The sequence below is a fragment of the Acinetobacter sp. Q85-2 genome (assembly GCF_013420555.1).
Classification (GTDB): Bacteria; Pseudomonadota; Gammaproteobacteria; order Pseudomonadales; family Moraxellaceae; genus Acinetobacter; species Acinetobacter indicus.
On record NZ_VOXW01000010.1, the window covers coordinates 44,874 to 61,684 of the forward strand.

Sequence of the window (16,811 nt, forward strand, 5' to 3'; positions counted from 1 at the left end):
TTTTTATTAAGTGATTTCTGCGAATATAAAAAACCCCGTATTAAGCGGGGTTTTTTATCTTGGTATTTAAAGATTAAACACGTTCGATAATCGTCGCGATACCTTGGCCCAAACCAATACACATGGTCGCTAAACCGATTTGTGTATCCTGCTGTTCCATCACGTTCAGCAATGTGGTGGTGATACGCGCACCTGAACAACCCAATGGGTGACCGAGTGCAATTGCACCACCGTTCAAGTTCACACGATCTTGCTGATCATAAATGCCTAAGCCTTTAAGAACAGACAAACCTTGTGCAGCAAACGCTTCGTTTAATTCAAAAGTTTGAATGTCTGCAATTGACAAGCCTGCACGTTTAAGCGCTTTTTGTGTTGCAGGTACAGGGCCATAACCCATGATTGCTGCATCGCAGCCTGCAACTGCCATAGAGCGAATCACCGCACGTGGTTTCAAACCTAAAGCTTGTGCACGTTCAGCAGACATAAGCAGCATCGCAGATGCACCATCAGACAATGCTGAAGATGTTGCCGCAGTGACTGTACCGCCTTTCGGGTCAAATACAGGACGTAAAGCTTGGAACGCCTCAAGGTTGGCATCTGGACGAATCACCTCGTCGATGTCGCATAGCTGTTTAAAGCCGTTTGCGTCATGACCTTCAATGCCAATGATTTCGTTTTTAAAACGACCTTCTTGTGTTGCAGCCCATGCACGACGATGTGATTCCACACCAAAGGCATCTTGCTCTTCACGCGAAATACCGTTCATGCGACCCAACATTTCAGCAGTTAAGCCCATCATGTTTGATGCTTTGGCATAGTATTTAGAGGCTTCAGGATTCAGGTCGATGCCGTGCATCATGCCTACATGGCCCATATGCTCAACACCACCAATAATGAAAATATCACCCTGGTTAGTAGCAATTTGCGCCGCTGCAGTATGAATCGCCTGCATGGATGAACCACATAAACGGTTCACAGTTTGACCCGCCACAGTTTTTGGCAGTTCAGCCAGTAAGGCAATGTTACGGCCAATGTTCATGCCCTGTTCCAGAGTCTGGTTGACACAGCCCCAGATTACATCTTCAACTTCGTTGACATCAAATTGGTTACGAGCAACTAAAGCACGAACCAATTCAGCCGATAGACTGTCAGCACGTACATTGCGGAACATACCGTTTTTGGTTTTACCCATTGCAGAACGTACGCCATCAACGATGACAACGTCACGTGGATTTAAAGTAGCCATTCACGTTGCTCCTTAACCGTAGAATTTTTTGTTGTTAGCAGCCATGTCACGCAACATTTGTGGCGCTTCATAAGCTTTTCCTAAGTGTGCATACTTGTCGCAAAGCGCAACATATTCAGCAACACCTGTTTGGTCGATGTAACGGCATGGGCCACCACGGAATGGAGGGAAACCTACACCCATAATCATCGCCATATCTGCTTCAGATGGTGTTGCCACGATATTGTCTTCTAAGCAACGAACAGTTTCGTTACAGAACGCCAACATCATACGGTCAATGATTTCTTGTGCATCAAATTCGCGTTTTTCAGATGTTGCCACAGATGCCACAAGCTCGTATGCAGTTGGATCAACCACTTTGGCTTTTTTGCCTTTGCGATCCAATTCATATTTGTAGAAACCTACGCCATTTTTTTGACCAAGACGTTTGTTTTCGTACATGACTTGGATTGAGCCTTTATAGTCTGGCTTCATGCGGTCAGGGAAACCTTCTGCCATAACTTCTGCACCGTGAACGCCAGTGTCGATACCAACCACGTCCATCAGGTAAGCAGGACCCATTGGCCAGCCGAATTTTTCCATGACTTTGTCGACTTGCTGGAAGTCTGCACCATCTTTAAGTAACAAGTCGAATGCACCAAAGTAAGGGAACAATACGCGGTTCACCAAGAAGCCTGGGCAGTCGTTCACAACAATTGGTGTTTTACCCATTTTCTGAGCAAGAACCACAGTGGTCGCAATTGCTTCAGGTGAAGTTTTTTCACCACGAATCACTTCTACCAATGGCATCATGTGCACTGGGTTAAAAAAGTGCATGCCGACAAAGTTTTCTGGACGTTGTAGGTTTTCAGCCAAACGTGTGATTGAAATTGTAGACGTATTTGAAGCAATGATCGTGTTGTCACGAACATTTTTCTCAGTTTCAGCCAACACAATGCCTTTGACTTTTGGATTTTCAGTCACGGCTTCAATCACGATATCCACTTCTTTAAACTCGTCATAGCTTAAAGTTGGGCGGATACGTGCCAAAGTTTCACCCATTTTGGCAGGTGTCATTTTTTTACGTTCAACTTGCTTGGTCAGCAATTTGTTTGCTTCAGACATCCCCAATGCTAATTGTGGGTTGCCGATGTCTTTCATGATAATTGGTGTGCCTTTGCTTGCCGCTTGGTAAGCAATACCACCGCCCATGATACCCGCGCCGAGTACAGCCGCTTGGTTCACAGGATGTGCACCTTTTTCATATTTTTTCGAGGTCTTTTTCACCACTTGGTCGTTGATAAACAAACCAATCAACGCACCTGCTTGAGGCGTTACAGCAGCTTTAGCAAAGCCTTCCGCTTCTGCTTTTAGGGCATCATTACGGCTCAGGCCAGCGCCGGCTTGTAATGAATCGAGTAACAGTTTTGGTGCTGGGTATTGTGCAGGATTCGCTTTGGCTAATACCGCACCTTTCGCCGTGTTGAACGCCATCATTTGTTCAAGTGGGTTCAATTTTACAGGGTCTAATTTTTCTTGGCGTTTTGCTTTCCAGTCCAGACGGCCAGCTGCTGCCTGTTTAGCCAGATCAACTGCGGCTTCAGTCAGTTTGTCTGCGGCAACAACGGCATCTACTGCACCATCTTTTAATGCTGCGGCTGGTTTTTTCGGATTGGCCATTGCCATCCATTCCACCGCATTGTCGATCCCGATTAAACGACTTAAACGTACTGTACCACCAAAGCCTGGGAAGATTCCCAGCTTGATTTCTGGCAGGCCGACTTGCGCCTGTTCGGACATGACACGGTAGTCACAGACCAGACACATTTCAAAACCGCCACCCAGCGCCATACCATTAATGGCAGCCACTTTAGGAATATCTAGATCTTCAAAAGCATTGAAGATGTCGTGAACAGGCAAGGCCCATTCCACAATTGCTTGTTCGCCTTGTGCGAAGTTTTCACCAAACTCAGTGATATCTGCACCCACGATGAAGGTCGATTTGCCTGAAGTGACCACCAAGCCTTTAATTTCACTATTGGCTTTGACAGCGTCAATTGCAGCTTTAAAATCTTCAATCGTTGCACGGTTAAATTTGTTGACCGACTCACCTTGTAAGTCAAAGCGGAATTCTGCAATTCCGTCCGAAAGCATTTGGACGGTAATGGCATTGCCAGCGTGGATCATGCCTGATCTCCTTTATTTTGGAGGATTTCTAAGTTGATGTTGTGAAGCGAGTGTGCATTTCCCGCACACTTCTATGCCTCGCTAATCTTACGATAACTATATCGAAAAAGAACATAACAAGTTGTATCAAGCCGTGACGCTAGGGTCATCAATTTTTCTATGCCCAATCAAGGTCTTGTTCCCTTTCTTCTCCTGCTTATTTCGCTTAAAAGCCAATGAAGTACTTGTTTCAGTTTTACTTTTTTGGCGCAGTTGCCCTCTGTTTATAACGGAAAAAGCTGGCGCTGCCCATGCCAGAGTTGTGGTGTTTTGGTCAAAAAAGTCAATTCGTGTGAATGGGCAGGGCAGTACAGGTACCTGAACAGCGCCAGTTTTGCAACGCTGTGTCTTAAACGACCGGCTGATTGGCCTGGCTAAATTTGTTATGCTCGCCGATATTTTGGCTTGTCTGTCGTCCCTGTACAGGGCGGCAATTTCCCGGATGTTGCTATGCTTAAGTGGATTATTCTGGCCATCTTTGTCATTTCAGCGTTTTATATCCAGCAACGCGGCAAAGTTCGGCATTCGTTTTATCGTCAGTTCTTTGACCATTCGACCCTGTTCGCCCCGATTAATTTTCTGATGTACCGTTTTTCACGCGTACCGAATCAGCCCTATATCGACACCCAGCATTTTCAGGATTTAAAAGTGCTGGATGAACATTGGGAGATGATTCGCGATGAGGCCAAAGCGCTGTATGAACAAGGCGGCATCAAGGCCTCCAGCAAATATGATGATCTGGGGTTTAACTCTTTCTTTAAAACCGGCTGGAAACGCTTTTACCTGAAATGGTATGACACCGCGCATCCTTCTGCGGCCGAGCTGTGCCCGAAAACCACGGCTTTATTAAAAACCTTGCCAAGTATCAAAGCGGCAATGTTTACCGAACTGGCACCGGACAGCCGCCTGGTCCGGCATCGCGATCCTTATGCCGGTTCGCTGCGTTATCATTTGGGCCTAATGACCCCGAATGATGAGCGCTGTTTTATTGATGTCGATGGCCAGCGCTATTCATGGCGTGATGGTGAAAGTGTGGTATTTGATGAAACCTATATTCACTATGCTGAAAATGGCACTACGCAAAACCGGATTATTTTCTTTGCCGATGTCGAGCGGCCGTTAACTACCCGTTGGATGCAAAAGTTTAATCACTGGTTTGGTAAAAAGGTGATGACGGCGGCCAGCTCGCCCAATGAAGTCGGGGACCGCACTGGCGGCCTGAATAAAGTCTTTGCCTATGTTTATCAGATCCGGATTCAAGCCAAGGCCCTGAAAGCCAGAAACCGGACCCTATATTACATTTTAAAATGGGTGCTGATGCTGGGGCTATTCTTCCTGATTTTTATCCGGCCTTATCTGTTTTAAGATGACATGCTGATCTTTTGCACTCCAACCCAAACGCCCACATGGGCGTTTTTTTCTGCACGGCCGAATACAGCAGCCCCCATAAATTTTGTGTAAGATACAGACAGTAAAGGGGAAAATAATGCAGAAATTTCGTTCCAAAATTGACTGGTGGGTGCTGGCTTTTCTGATCTGTATGACTGGGCTGCTGGTGCAATTGTTGCTGACCATGCAGGCCAAAGGCACCATGCAAGCGTATCCGGTGCATACCGCGGTGTATCTGCTGACCATTGTGGTGATCTGGTGGCCGGTGTGGAATACCCGCTATCGTGTGAGCGAAGACTGCCTGACCATCCGCTGCCTGTTTTTAAGCTGGCGCATCCCATTGGCGCAGATTCAAAAAGTATCACCGACCAATAACTCGGTGGCATCTCCGGCCATGTCCTTAAAACGCTTAAAGATTGACTATCAGCAAGATGGCGTGAACAAGTTTGTGCTGGTGTCGCCGCGGCATCCGGAGCAATTCTGCGCCGCGATTAAACAGCCTTTATCGTCCTGATTCAGTGCTGGTCGCTGGGTCCGGCTGAATCAACAGCTGCTGATCCTGACAGTCCAGACACAGACTAAGCTGCTCTGGATGACTGAGGAAATACAGCGCCAGAATCGGTTCCAGTTCGGTGCGCATGCGGCGGCCCAAATGCCGGGCGCCATAGCGAATATCATGTCCTTGATAAAAATAAGCCTTGGCGGCATCGGTCAGCTGCACCTGACGTTTCTGATGCTGCAGGCGTTTGTTCAGTTTTTCCAGTTCAATCTCGACCAGTTGCGGCAGGGCATTTTCCTGGACCGGCGCATAATGCAGGGTCCGGTCAATCCGGTTGAGAAATTCCGGATCAAAACGGCGCTGCATCACCTTTTCAATAATCTGTCTGGCCGGCAGACGTTTTAGACAGAGGTCCTGCATTTTTTTCGGGAACAGATTCAGCTTGTCCAGATATTGCTGCGCAGCTTGGGCACCGACATTACTGGTCATGAAAATCATGCAATTGCGAAAGTCGATGGTTTTGGTGCCAGAAGTCAGGGTCAGTTTGCCGGTGTCCAGCACATTCATTAGCCCGCGCAGTACTTCAGTCGAGGCTTTTTCCAGTTCATCAAACAGCACAATGCCGGGGCGGGTGTGACTGCCTGCAATCGCAGTTTCATCAAACAGGCTATGGCCTTCTTTGGAGCCAACATAGCCCGGCGGTGCACCGGTGAGTGCTGCTGCATAATGTTCCTGTGCCAGCGTGTTCATATCAATCCGGCAAAAAGCATCCGGGCGGCCATAAATCGCTTCACTGATCAGCCGGACAGTTTCAGTTTTACCGACGCCAGTTGGCCCCAGCATTAGCGTCACCGACAGCGGACGTTCCGGGCTGGAAAAATCTGCCTTGACCACATGCAGCATTTTTTCAATTTCATTTAAGGCTGTGTCCTGTCCAATAATCCGGGTTCTGAGCAGCTGCATCACTTCACGCGGTTCAAAATGAAAGCGCGGTTTGCCAATCAGGCGGTCTTTTTCCGATGTCGCATGTGTTGAGGTGGTCGGCTGAATAATATGCATGGCAGAGTGGACGGTGTGCATAAACTGAATCCTGAGCGGGACAAGCAGTTCAGCATAGCAAAATTTGTCTGTGGCACTAAGACTTTGTAGCAATCATGTCATTTCTGCCGGCATGCTTGCGCGGCAATGCTTGAAAATAGCAGAATCACCATCACATCATGCTAGAGCAGACGAGATCGATAAATAGGCTGAATGTGAACGAAAACGCACGCGAACATATTGTCAAAATTCTGGCCAATATGACCACCTTACCCGGTATTTACCGCATGCTGGGTAAAGATGGGGAACTGTTATATGTGGGCAAGGCCAAGAATCTTAAAAATCGCGTGTCCAGCTATTTCGTAAAAACCATCGAACATCCGAAAACCCAGGCGCTGGTGGCGCGGATTTATGATATTGAAACGCTGGTGGTACGCTCTGAAACCGAAGCCTTGCTGCTGGAACAGAACCTGATCAAGCTGCATCGGCCGCCGTATAACATCATGCTGCGCGATGACAAATCTTATGTCTATATTTTTGTCTCCAGTGACAAGCCTTATCCGCGGATTGCCAGTGGCCGTGGCAAAGGCAAGCATCAGGTCGGTAAATTTTTCGGGCCTTATCCAAGTGCCTACAACGCCCGTGATACTTTAATCGTGCTGCAAAAGTTGTTTAATGTGCGCCAGTGCGAAAACAGCTATTTTTCCCAGCGCAAACGTCCCTGCTTGCAATACCAGATCAAACGCTGTTCGGCGCCCTGTGTCGGGCTGATTTCACCGGAAGCCTACCAGGAAGATGTGCAGAACTCGATCCGCTTTTTACAGGGCGATACCCGTGAACTGAATCAGGAACTGATTGCCAAAATGGAAGCCGCGGCCGAAGCACTGGAATTTGAAAAAGCAGTGTTTTATCGGGACCGGATGGCCTTGCTGCGCGATGTACAGGCACAGCAGGCGATTTATAAGGTCAAAGGCGAAGCCGATATTCTGGCAATTGCCTATCAGGCCGGGGTGACCTGTGTGCAGATTATGCATGTGCGCAATGGCAAGATGCTGGGCGGGAAAAGCTATTTTCCGGATATGCTCGGAGATGATCAGGGCCAGATGCTGTCCGATTTTATCGCCAACTTCTATTTTCAGGTCGCCGATGAAGTACCGGCCGAGCTGATTGTCAATATAGAACTGCCAGATGCCAAAGAGCTGGAGCAGGCGCTACAGCAGCAGTTTCAGCAGAAAGTCCAGATCAAGCACAAAGTCCGCGAAACCCGGGCCGAATGGCAAGAACTGGCACAAATGAACGTGCAACACGCGATTAAAGGCAAGCTGGCCAATCACTTCGAGTTGAATGAGCGTTTTCATCAGCTGGAGCAGGTGGTGGGGCGTCCTATTGACCGGATTGAATGTTTTGATATTTCCCACACCATGGGCGAAGCGACCGTGGCGTCTTGTGTGGTGTTTGATTCGGGCGGTGCGCGCAAACGCGATTATCGCCAGTTTTCCATCAATGACATTACCGAAGGCGATGACTATGCCGCAATGCGTCAGGCCCTGACCCGACGTTATAAAAAAGCCATGCTGCCGGATTTGCTGCTGATTGATGGCGGTAAAGGCCAGCTGCATATGGCGATGGAAGTGATGCAGGAACTGGGACTGGAAGCCTTTATGGTCGGCGTGTCCAAAGGCGAGGGGCGTAAACCCGGACTGGAAACCTTGCATTTTACCGATGGCAGCAAAATCCAGCTGCCGGAAGATCATAAAGCTCTGCATCTGATTCAGCAGGTACGGGATGAAGCGCACCGTTTTGCCATTACCCGGCATCGGGCCAAACGTGATAAAAAACGTGGCAGTTCGGTGCTGGAAGTGATTCCCGGCCTGGGACCAAAACGCCGCCGTGATTTGCTGACCCATTTTGGCGGGATTCAGGGCGTGCTAAAAGCCTCGGAAAAAGACCTGATGCTGGTACCGGGACTGGGGCAGGTCATGGCGCGGACCATCTATAAAATTCTGCACGAATAAGTCCGGCATATTTGACCTATTGGCAAAAATAGTCACTGGCCAGTATACGATTGACCATTCACATCCACACTGAAAAGCTGCAAGATGAAGCGCACTCAATAAAAAGGAAAATATATGTCGCTGCGTTCTGTATTTGCCGCAATCGAGCAGGATGAATGGATTCAGATTCCAACAGGCTGGTTACAGGGTCGAACCATCTATGGCGGACTGGTGGCCGGACTGATGATGCAGAAAGCCCTTTCGGTGCTTGCCGACCCGGATAAACGCCTGCTCAGTGCATCGGTGACCTTTGTCGGGCCGGTACGGGAAGGCCGGGCCAGAATCAGTGCAGAAATTTTGCGACAGGGCAAGTCGGTGACCACGCTGGAAGTGCGCTTATGGCAGGATGATGCGGTACAAAGCATCTTGCTGGCCAGCTTTGGCGCGGCGCGTGAGTCCACTATTCAGGTACAGCAGGAACCGGTGGCGCCGGATTATCCTGCACCAGCGCAGCTTAACTATTTACCGGTGCATCAGCTGATGCCGGAATGTTATCAGCAGTTTGAGGTGTGCTGGGCCGAAGGCGATTATCCGTGTACCGGCAGCCAGCAGTCCGATTTTGGTGGCTGGTGCCGCTATACGCCAGAAAAACATGCCAACCGCGACTTTACTGTGGCCGATCTGGTCACACTGATGGACATTTGGCCACCGGGTGTACTGCCTTTATTTAAAACCTTGTCACCGGCCAGTTCGCTGACCTGGCATATTACTTATGTGCATCCGATCCGCCACCAAGTGCATGATTGGTTTAAATATAAAGTGATTACTGAGCATGCGGCAGATGGCTATTCTACTGAAACGGCGCATCTTTGGGATGCTGAAAACCGGCTGATTGCCATTTCGCGGCAAACCGTAACGGTCTTTGCCTAGTGACACTTTCTGCCATTTCGTATAAAGTGAAGCCTATTAACGATGGATAAACCCTCAAAAAATATGTGCATTTAGCTCGTGCATAACGGGGAAGCATTGGCGGTGTCTATGACAACAGGTCGAATCCTGAACATTCCAAATATTTTAACTTTAGCGCGTATAGCCTTAATTCCCGTATTTTTATTGGTGGCCTACTGGCCGCCTGCCATGGGAATCCATGATCATGATGCAGGGATGACCCGGCATCTGATTCTGACCGCTATTTTTGTGATTGCTGCCGTCACTGACTGGTTTGATGGCTATCTGGCACGAACCTTAAACCAGACCTCAGCCTTTGGCCGTTTCCTGGATCCGGTGGCGGATAAACTGATGGTGGCAGCCGCCCTGATTGTCTTGGTGCAATGGCAGCCGACCATTTCCATGGCCTTTGCCGCGATTGTAATTATTTCACGTGAAATTACCGTGTCGGCCTTGCGTGAATGGATGGCAGAACTCGGCGCGCGTACCAGCGTGGCGGTCTCTACCGTCGGGAAATATAAAACTGCGTTTCAGATGATTGCGATTTCCGTGTTCTTGCTGAACTGGGAGCCACTGGAATTGCTTGGTTATGCCTTGCTCTATACTGCGGTGGTGCTGACTTTGTGGTCGATGTTTATTTATTTAAAAGCCGCCTGGCCATATTTAAAACAGCCTTAAGGCAAAAAAGCTCCTGTACAGGAGCTTTTTTTATGGATTAAAAAATACAGAATCATTCCTTCATCTTTAACCGGATTGTGGTTTAACTATGGGTTTCTTCTTCTGCATCATCTTCAAAGGTTCTGGCAATCTTTTCAATATTCAGGCTTTTGGCCATCGCATCAAAAATTTCTTTATAGACACCGTCCTGATGGTACAGCGTGTCATGTTCGCCGTGTTCGGCAATCGCGCCTTCTTTCATGACATAGGTGTAATCGGCATCAATAATCTGCGACAGACTGTGTGAGATAATCACCACGGTACGGCCCTGTTTAATTTCATCCAGACTCTGCTTGATCTGCTCGGTGGCAATGGCATCCAGACTGGCGGTTGGTTCATCCAGAAAAATAATCGGTGGATTTTTCAGGAACATCCGCGCCAGTGCAATCCGCTGCTGCTGACCGCCCGAGAGCATCAGGGCATCACTGTCATAGCCTTGCGGGAGCTGCAAAATCTGCTCATGAATCGAGGCTTTCTGGGCGGCCTGTATCACTTCTTCCTGAGAAGCATCGGTTTTGCCATAGCGGATATTGTCAAAAATACTGCCCTGGAAAATATGGTTTTTTTGCAGCACCAGCCCGATATGGTCACGCAGGTATTGGGTGTCGATGTCTTTTAAATCCACTCCATCTAACTGAATGCTGCCCTGCTGTGGTTCATAGAATTTATCCAGCAGGCTGATCAGGGTCGATTTCCCTGCACCGGACAGGCCGACCAGTGCGGTAATCTTGTTGGGCTGAATGCACATCTCGATATTTTTTAAGGCATGATGCCCGTTCGGATAATAAAACTCGACCCCGCTTAAATTGAATTGCCCACGAATTGCCGGTTTTTGTGCACCGCTGGCTTCAATTTCATCATCGGCCTCCAGAATCTGGAAAAAGCTTTCCGAGTAGATCATGGCATCATTCACTTCATCATAAATCCGGTGCAGTGAACGGATTGGTGCCGACACGTTATTAAACAGTAGCACGTGATACATGATCATGCCGATACTCATCTGGCCATCCAGCACAAAATAGGCAGTCAGGATAATAATCAGTACAATTCCGATCTGTTCAATAAAGGTTTTCAGGCCATCAAACAGGAAGCTGGTCTGCCGGGTATGCATCTGGTTATCGGTCAGTTCCTTTTGCAGTTTTAGCTGTTTGTCCGATTCGATATGTTCCCGGTTAAAGGATTTGATCACGGTAATCGAGTTGATAATACTCAGAATACCCTGGCTTTTCCGTTCGCGGCCATCACGTAAATTGCGGCGCCAGCTGCCAAGTTTCTGGGCCTGTTTATAGGTCAGCCAGAAGTAAATGGGCACAATGGCCGAGGCCACCAGTCCGACATAGAAATTGGCCCAGTACATCAGCCCTAAGGCAATAATCGCGCTGGTAAATAACGGTAAAATATCAATAAAAAAGATTTGTACCAGCCGGGTGAGGGAGCCAATGCCGCGGTCAATCCGGGTTTGCAGCTTGCCGGCCTGATTGTTATCCTGATTAAAAAACGCCAGCCGGTAAGTCAGGAACTTCTCAATAATGCCTTGAGCCAAATCCTGCGACACAAAAATCCGCAGTTTTTCACCATAAAATTTCTGCCCGAATTGGACAAAGGCATTAATGATTTCCTTGCCCAGTAAAATGGCGCTAATGGTTATCAGAATCTGCCAGCCTTCAGCCAGCCCCTGACCGGCTTCTACCAGCCGGTTAATGCTGTCGACGGCATATTGCAGGGTCAGGGCATTGACCTGTGCGGTCAGAGAACCAATTAAAGTCAGAATCAGCGTGGCAATCACCAGCAGCCGATACGGCCGCACAAAGGGCTTGAGCTTCTGAAAGAGCTGCCATAAGTTCATAAGCAATTATTTTTTATTCTAAAACCTGTTTTTCAGTCTATGTCGATTTGGCGTGGCTCACAAGCACAGAGAATGTTTTGATTTGTGAAGCCGTTTTGGGTTTAAACTGAAGTTCCGCTTCGCAGGAAAACGCCACAATGAATCTGGAACTGTTTCCGCCCGAGCCACGGCAGAATCTGTTGCCCTATGAGGGGATCGTGCAGGATTATGGGCTGATTCTGTCCGCTGAGGACAGTCACGCTTACTTGCAGCAATGTTTACAGCAGCTGGCCTGGCAAGCCGATGAAGTCACCTTATTTGGCAAACATTATGTCACCGCGCGGAAAATTGCCTGGTATGGTGATGAGTATTATCAGTATCGTTATTCGGGCAGTTTGAAGCAGGCGCAGCGTTGGCATCCGGCTTTGTGGCAGTTAAAACAGCAGATTGAACAGATCGTGGGACATCCATTTAATTCCTGTTTAGCCAATTTATATGCAGATGGCAGTCAGGGACTGGGCTGGCACAGTGATGATGAACCGAGTCTGGTCGCATCTCCGGGTGCAGAAACGGTGATTGCTTCTTTAAGTCTGGGTGCAACCCGTAAATTTAGCTTTAAGCACAAACACAGCGCAGCAAAAGTCGAGCTGCTGCTACAGAGTGGTCAATTAATTGTGATGCGTGGGCAGACCCAGCGCTACTGGAAGCACAGCCTGCCCAAATCCAGCCGTGTGGTGACGCCGCGAATCAATTTAACCTTTCGCTATTTTTATCCACTCTAATGCTGGTTGTGATCCAAAGGCCGGGCAGGGCAGAGATTTATCTCACCACGCTGATCTTAACAGCTGTATTTTGATAAAGATCAATCTAGGTATGTGGATTCAGACTTTCAACTTTCTGTTCAATCAGCGCGGCATTTTCCTGCAAAATGGCAATCAGCTTTTCGACATTGACAAATTCAAAGCGGTTTTTGGAGGCCAGTAAGGTCAGGGTGAATGGTGCTGTTTTATTGGAGAGTCTGATCGGCACCGACAAGCCGGCCAGTTGCGGTTCCAGTTCACCACTAGAATAGTAATAGCCCTGTTTTTTGATCTTTTTCATTTTGCTGATGAACTCGGCTTCATCCTGGGCAAAACCGGACTGACGGAACTGCACGGCAAAACGCTGATAATAATTCAGCATTTTCTGTTTTGGTAAATGCGCCAGCATGATTTTCGGTGACGAACCCATATACACCGGACGTGGGCAGCCGCGGCCATAGGACAGCAGATTCATATGCTGGAATACTTCATCATGCAGGTCGATACAGGCATCCTGATTCAGATAGGTCAGTACGCAGCAAAATTCGGTACGCTGCACAATATCCTGCATAAACGGAATGCTGATTTGCACCAGTGGATCGGTGGTGCGGGAAATATAATCCAGCACTGCAATTTTCGAGCCGAGGGTGTAATCGCCCGAAGTCCCACTTAAACGCTGCAATAATTCGGCCGAAACCAGTTCTTTTAAATAGCGGTAGCTGGTCGGTTTGGACAGGCCCAGTTCTTCACTGATCATATCGACATTAATCACCGGACGTGACACTGAAAATAAATTCAGAACCATCAAAATTTTGCCAAAACTCGATATTGCCATCAGTGATTACTCTACAACGTGAAAAAAGATCAATGAAAAAATCCGGTACTGACTATCATAACAGACCGGATTGAGCTGAAAACCAAGAGAAAGGGGATTTGGACGTCAACAGCGAGATTTTAAGGCTGGACGCCTTGCGGATAACGATACCAGCTTTCAATGAACAGGGCAGCCGCAATACTGTCGGCGGCAATTTTTTTACCGCGTCCCTGAGCCTGATAATGATCCAGTTCATCACGGGCTTCACGCGTGGTCAAACGCTCGTCCACCATCAGGGTTTCGATATTGGTCTGATGACGTAAACGTCGGGCAAACTTGCGCGCCCGGGTCGACAGCTCTGACTCGCTATCATCCATGTTCAGTGGCAAGCCAACCAGAAATAAATTTGGCTGATACTGTTTCACCAGTTTCAGCAGTTCGTCCCAGTTTGGAATACCATCTTTCATGGGAAACAGGGCCAGCGGCGTGGCGCTTTCAATCAGGGATTGACCCACCGCCATGCCCATTTTCTGGGTGCCAAAATCGAAGGCCATAATCAGGTGTGCAGTAGACTCAGGCATGGCCAATCTCTGATGCAAGCCAGGTGCGGTCAATTCCAATTTTCCGGTAGGCAGCATCCCAACGGTCGCTATAGGGTAGATTAAAAATCAGGTCCATATCTGAATCACAGATCAGCCAGTCACCACGCGAAATTTCTTCTTCCAGCTGGTTTTTGCTCCAGCTGGCATAGCCGAGGGCAATCTGGTAACGGCCTACGCCTTCGTTATGCGCAATGGCATCCAGAATATCTTTGGAAGTGGTAATACAGACATTTTCACCAACTGCAATGGATGAATGCCAGGTTGGCTGGCCAGTATGCAGCACAAATCCAGCTTCCGGACGCAGCGGCCCGCCTTGCAATACTTCATGTGGATGGACATGATCGGCTTCAATATCCAGATCATTCAGTAACTCTTTAATTTGAATCCCTGCCGGACGATTGAGAATAATGCCTTGCGCCCCGTCTTCATCATGACGCGCCAAATAAATGACAGTATTCGCAAAAAAGTCATCATTTATCTCGGGTGGCGCAATAAGACAGCGATGTGTCAGATATTGTTTGGTCACCTAAGCCTTTCTCCTAAAATGTATGTTCTGATATAGATATAGGTCTTAATCATCACGTTACAAGAGGATTGCTATTTCACCAAACATTTTTTGTGGTTTTTCAGTGATTTTATACGCCAGATTGAAACTTGAGCTGACGTAACTGCTTGGCATGCTGCAAGGTGGTTTCGTTAATTTCGACGCCACCAGTCATCCGTGCCAGTTCCAGAATCCGCTCTTCTTCTTGCAGCATTAAAATAGTACTACTGGCCGGATCAGTCTGCTGTTTCTTCACCAGCAGGTGCTGGTCAGACTGAGCCGCAACCTGCGCCTGATGGGTAATACACAGAATTTGTACGTGCTGCCCCAGACCGGCCAGTAAACGCCCCACAATTTCTGCAGTACCACCACTAATCCCGACATCAATTTCGTCAAACACCAGCACTTCTGCTTCGGTTTTTTCAGCATTCATGACCTGCATCACCAGCGCAATACGCGACAGTTCACCGCCCGAAGCGACACGCGCCAGTGGTTGTGCTGGAATGCCTTTATTGGCCGTAAACAGCAGCTGGATAAAGCTTAAGCCTTCACTCGATGGCTGCTCTAAAGGCTCAAATTTAAATTCAAAATGTGCTTCTGGTAAGGCCAGCTGTTTCACCTGTTCGGTCAGCTGTTTGGCCAAAGGTCCGGCAGCTTCACGTCGAATCTGGTCTAAATGTTCGGCCTTGGCCAAAAAGTCCTGATAGGACACTTCGACCTGTTCGGCCAAGGTTTCCGGATCTTCCAGCTGATGCAGCTGTTCCAGCTCGGCCTGCCAGTTGTCATATTCGGTTTTCAATAATTCTGGCTGGGTGCGATATTTACGGGCCAGACGATGGAAAATTTCCAGTTTGGAATTCAGTTCTTCCATCCGCTCCGGATCGAAACTCTGCCGGTCAATAAAATGACGCAAACTGGCGGTGGCATCTTCAATTTCACTTTGCGCATTCAGCAGGGAAGTATAAATTTCTGACAGCTGTTCACTGCGGCCGGCATGGCTTTCCAGACGCCGTAAAATCGAGGACAGTTCCTGGCTCAGGTTTGGCTCTGCTTCATCCAGCCCGTTCAGACTATAGGCACAATCCTGCATAATCGCTTCATGATGGCTTAAGCGATCAAATTCCTGTTCAATATCGGCATAATCGACCTGGACCACTTCTTCTAATTCTTCCAGCTGCAATTCCAGTGTGTCGATGCGCTGTTTACGCGTCGCCTGGGCATCCAAAGCCGCCTGATGCTGGCGAATATCTTTTTGCCACTGGCTATAGGCATCGCGTACGGCCTGGGCTGGCGCATAAAAATTGCTATAACGATCCAGCCAGTGTTTTGGATAAGGCGGTTCTAACAGCTGCTGCTGGCTGTGCTGGCTATACAGCTGCACCAGCAAACGGCCAATTTCTTTGAGCTCAGACAGACTGCTCGGACGGCCGTTAATCCAGGCCTTGCTGCGTCCGGTGGCGAAAATTACCCGGCGTAAATGAATTTCGCCCGATTCATCATCCAGTTCCTGCTGTTTTAGCCACTCGGCTTCTGGACTACCGTCATGATAGCTGAAGGTGGCAGTGACATCGGCCTTGTCTGCGCCATAACGAACATAATTGGTGTCGGTGCGTTCGCCTAGACAGGCCGAAAGTGCATCCAGCAATAATGATTTTCCGGCACCTGTTTCCCCGGTCAGGACGTTAAAACCAGATTCAATATCAATGGCTAAACGGTCGGCTAAGGCAAAATTGATCAGGGTTAAATGTGTCAGCATAAACGCATCCAGGCTGCGAAAAGTTTGAGTTGAAGAGTGTCAGGTTGGGCAGTGCAAAGCATCGCCCTTTATTTTAAGCAACTGAAAAAACACGATCATTCTAGCTTAATTTTTGCAGAAAAATAAAACTTCTCGGTACAGAATATTCAGCGGTGTGCTGTGAGCAGAGGTTCTACATCCACCATGTAGATCAAGTCGCTAGTGCCGCAATCGGAATATCTACTCTTATCTTCATCTGAAACAGAAAACTGTGTCCAGTTTCATGTGCTTGCAATACAGCGTCGGCAGAATGTTGCATAACTTTATCTGCCAATCATCAAATTTTTTATGATTATCAGACAAGCTGAAAACGAGCAGAAAAGTGCTCACTATATTTAGAGATTCAGATGAAAATCAGTCAGATGCATAACCCGAATTGAACCAGTTCGGCGCAG

14 protein-coding genes are annotated in these 16,811 nt (G+C 48.2%); 6 read left to right on the forward strand and 8 right to left on the reverse strand.

Going from position 1 to position 16,811, the window contains the following annotated elements:
* Window positions 1–73: 73 nt before the first annotated feature.
* Both fadA and fadB read right to left on the reverse strand, forming a co-directional pair.
* Window positions 74–1,246 (reverse strand): acetyl-CoA C-acyltransferase FadA, encoded by a 1,173-nt coding sequence (gene fadA, locus FTT68_RS07430; RefSeq protein WP_160243593.1) that lies wholly within the window; start codon window positions 1,244–1,246, stop codon window positions 74–76.
* A 12-nt stretch (window positions 1,247–1,258) separates the two neighbouring features.
* The gene (gene fadB / locus FTT68_RS07435) at window positions 1,259–3,412 is read right to left on the reverse strand and encodes a fatty acid oxidation complex subunit alpha FadB (protein ID WP_180083975.1); all 2,154 of its coding nucleotides are present in this window, start codon (window positions 3,410–3,412) and stop codon (window positions 1,259–1,261) included.
* Window positions 3,413–3,901: 489 nt separating this feature from the next.
* On the opposite strand from fadB, the gene lpxO reads away from it, so the two are divergent.
* Window positions 3,902–4,816 carry a lipid A hydroxylase LpxO gene (gene lpxO, locus FTT68_RS07440; RefSeq protein WP_075167599.1) on the forward strand — a complete coding sequence of 305 codons (915 nt, stop codon included), beginning with the start codon at window positions 3,902–3,904 and terminating at the stop codon, window positions 4,814–4,816.
* Window positions 4,817–4,937: 121 nt separating this feature from the next.
* Window positions 4,938–5,354 carry a PH domain-containing protein gene (locus FTT68_RS07445; protein ID WP_005181729.1) on the forward strand — a complete coding sequence of 139 codons (417 nt, stop codon included), beginning with the start codon at window positions 4,938–4,940 and terminating at the stop codon, window positions 5,352–5,354.
* Here FTT68_RS07445 and FTT68_RS07450 read toward each other — a convergent pair.
* Window positions 5,343–6,419: an AAA family ATPase gene (locus FTT68_RS07450; RefSeq protein WP_168370327.1), complete on the reverse strand. Its 1,077-nt coding sequence runs from the start codon at window positions 6,417–6,419 to the stop codon at window positions 5,343–5,345. The genes FTT68_RS07445 and FTT68_RS07450 overlap by 12 nt on opposite strands.
* Window positions 6,420–6,592: 173 nt before the next feature.
* On the opposite strand from FTT68_RS07450, the gene uvrC reads away from it, so the two are divergent.
* From uvrC to pgsA, 3 genes are all read left to right on the forward strand, one after another.
* Window positions 6,593–8,392, forward strand: coding sequence for an excinuclease ABC subunit UvrC (gene uvrC / locus FTT68_RS07455; RefSeq protein ID WP_168370328.1), 1,800 nt, complete (start codon window positions 6,593–6,595; stop codon window positions 8,390–8,392).
* 114 nt (window positions 8,393–8,506) lie between these two features.
* Window positions 8,507–9,301: a thioesterase family protein gene (locus tag FTT68_RS07460; protein WP_180006873.1), complete on the forward strand. Its 795-nt coding sequence runs from the start codon at window positions 8,507–8,509 to the stop codon at window positions 9,299–9,301.
* A 108-nt stretch (window positions 9,302–9,409) separates the two neighbouring features.
* The gene (gene pgsA / locus FTT68_RS07465; RefSeq protein WP_034598126.1) at window positions 9,410–9,997 is read left to right on the forward strand and encodes a CDP-diacylglycerol--glycerol-3-phosphate 3-phosphatidyltransferase; all 588 of its coding nucleotides are present in this window, start codon (window positions 9,410–9,412) and stop codon (window positions 9,995–9,997) included.
* 82 nt (window positions 9,998–10,079) lie between these two features.
* On the opposite strand, the gene FTT68_RS07470 is transcribed toward pgsA, so the two are convergent.
* The gene (locus tag FTT68_RS07470) at window positions 10,080–11,882 is read right to left on the reverse strand and encodes an ABC transporter ATP-binding protein (RefSeq protein WP_177155272.1); all 1,803 of its coding nucleotides are present in this window, start codon (window positions 11,880–11,882) and stop codon (window positions 10,080–10,082) included.
* Between the two features lie 137 nt (window positions 11,883–12,019).
* On the opposite strand from FTT68_RS07470, the gene FTT68_RS07475 reads away from it, so the two are divergent.
* Window positions 12,020–12,643: an alpha-ketoglutarate-dependent dioxygenase AlkB gene (locus FTT68_RS07475; RefSeq protein ID WP_016659661.1), complete on the forward strand. Its 624-nt coding sequence runs from the start codon at window positions 12,020–12,022 to the stop codon at window positions 12,641–12,643.
* 85 nt (window positions 12,644–12,728) lie between these two features.
* Here the strand turns inward: FTT68_RS07475 and FTT68_RS07480 are convergent, their stop codons facing one another.
* The 4 genes from FTT68_RS07480 to recN all read right to left on the reverse strand — a co-directional run bounded on the left by FTT68_RS07480 (window position 12,729) and on the right by recN (window position 16,377).
* Window positions 12,729–13,496: an IclR family transcriptional regulator gene (locus FTT68_RS07480; protein WP_016659660.1), complete on the reverse strand. Its 768-nt coding sequence runs from the start codon at window positions 13,494–13,496 to the stop codon at window positions 12,729–12,731.
* Window positions 13,497–13,615: 119 nt separating this feature from the next.
* Window positions 13,616–14,056 (reverse strand): Holliday junction resolvase RuvX, encoded by a 441-nt coding sequence (gene ruvX / locus FTT68_RS07485; protein WP_016659659.1) that lies wholly within the window; start codon window positions 14,054–14,056, stop codon window positions 13,616–13,618.
* The gene (locus tag FTT68_RS07490) at window positions 14,049–14,603 is read right to left on the reverse strand and encodes a YqgE/AlgH family protein (RefSeq protein ID WP_005181761.1); all 555 of its coding nucleotides are present in this window, start codon (window positions 14,601–14,603) and stop codon (window positions 14,049–14,051) included. The genes ruvX and FTT68_RS07490 overlap by 8 nt, the downstream gene beginning before the upstream one ends.
* A gap of 109 nt (window positions 14,604–14,712) precedes the next feature.
* Window positions 14,713–16,377 carry a DNA repair protein RecN gene (gene recN, locus FTT68_RS07495; protein WP_168370329.1) on the reverse strand — a complete coding sequence of 555 codons (1,665 nt, stop codon included), beginning with the start codon at window positions 16,375–16,377 and terminating at the stop codon, window positions 14,713–14,715.
* Window positions 16,378–16,811: the final 434 nt, after the last annotated feature.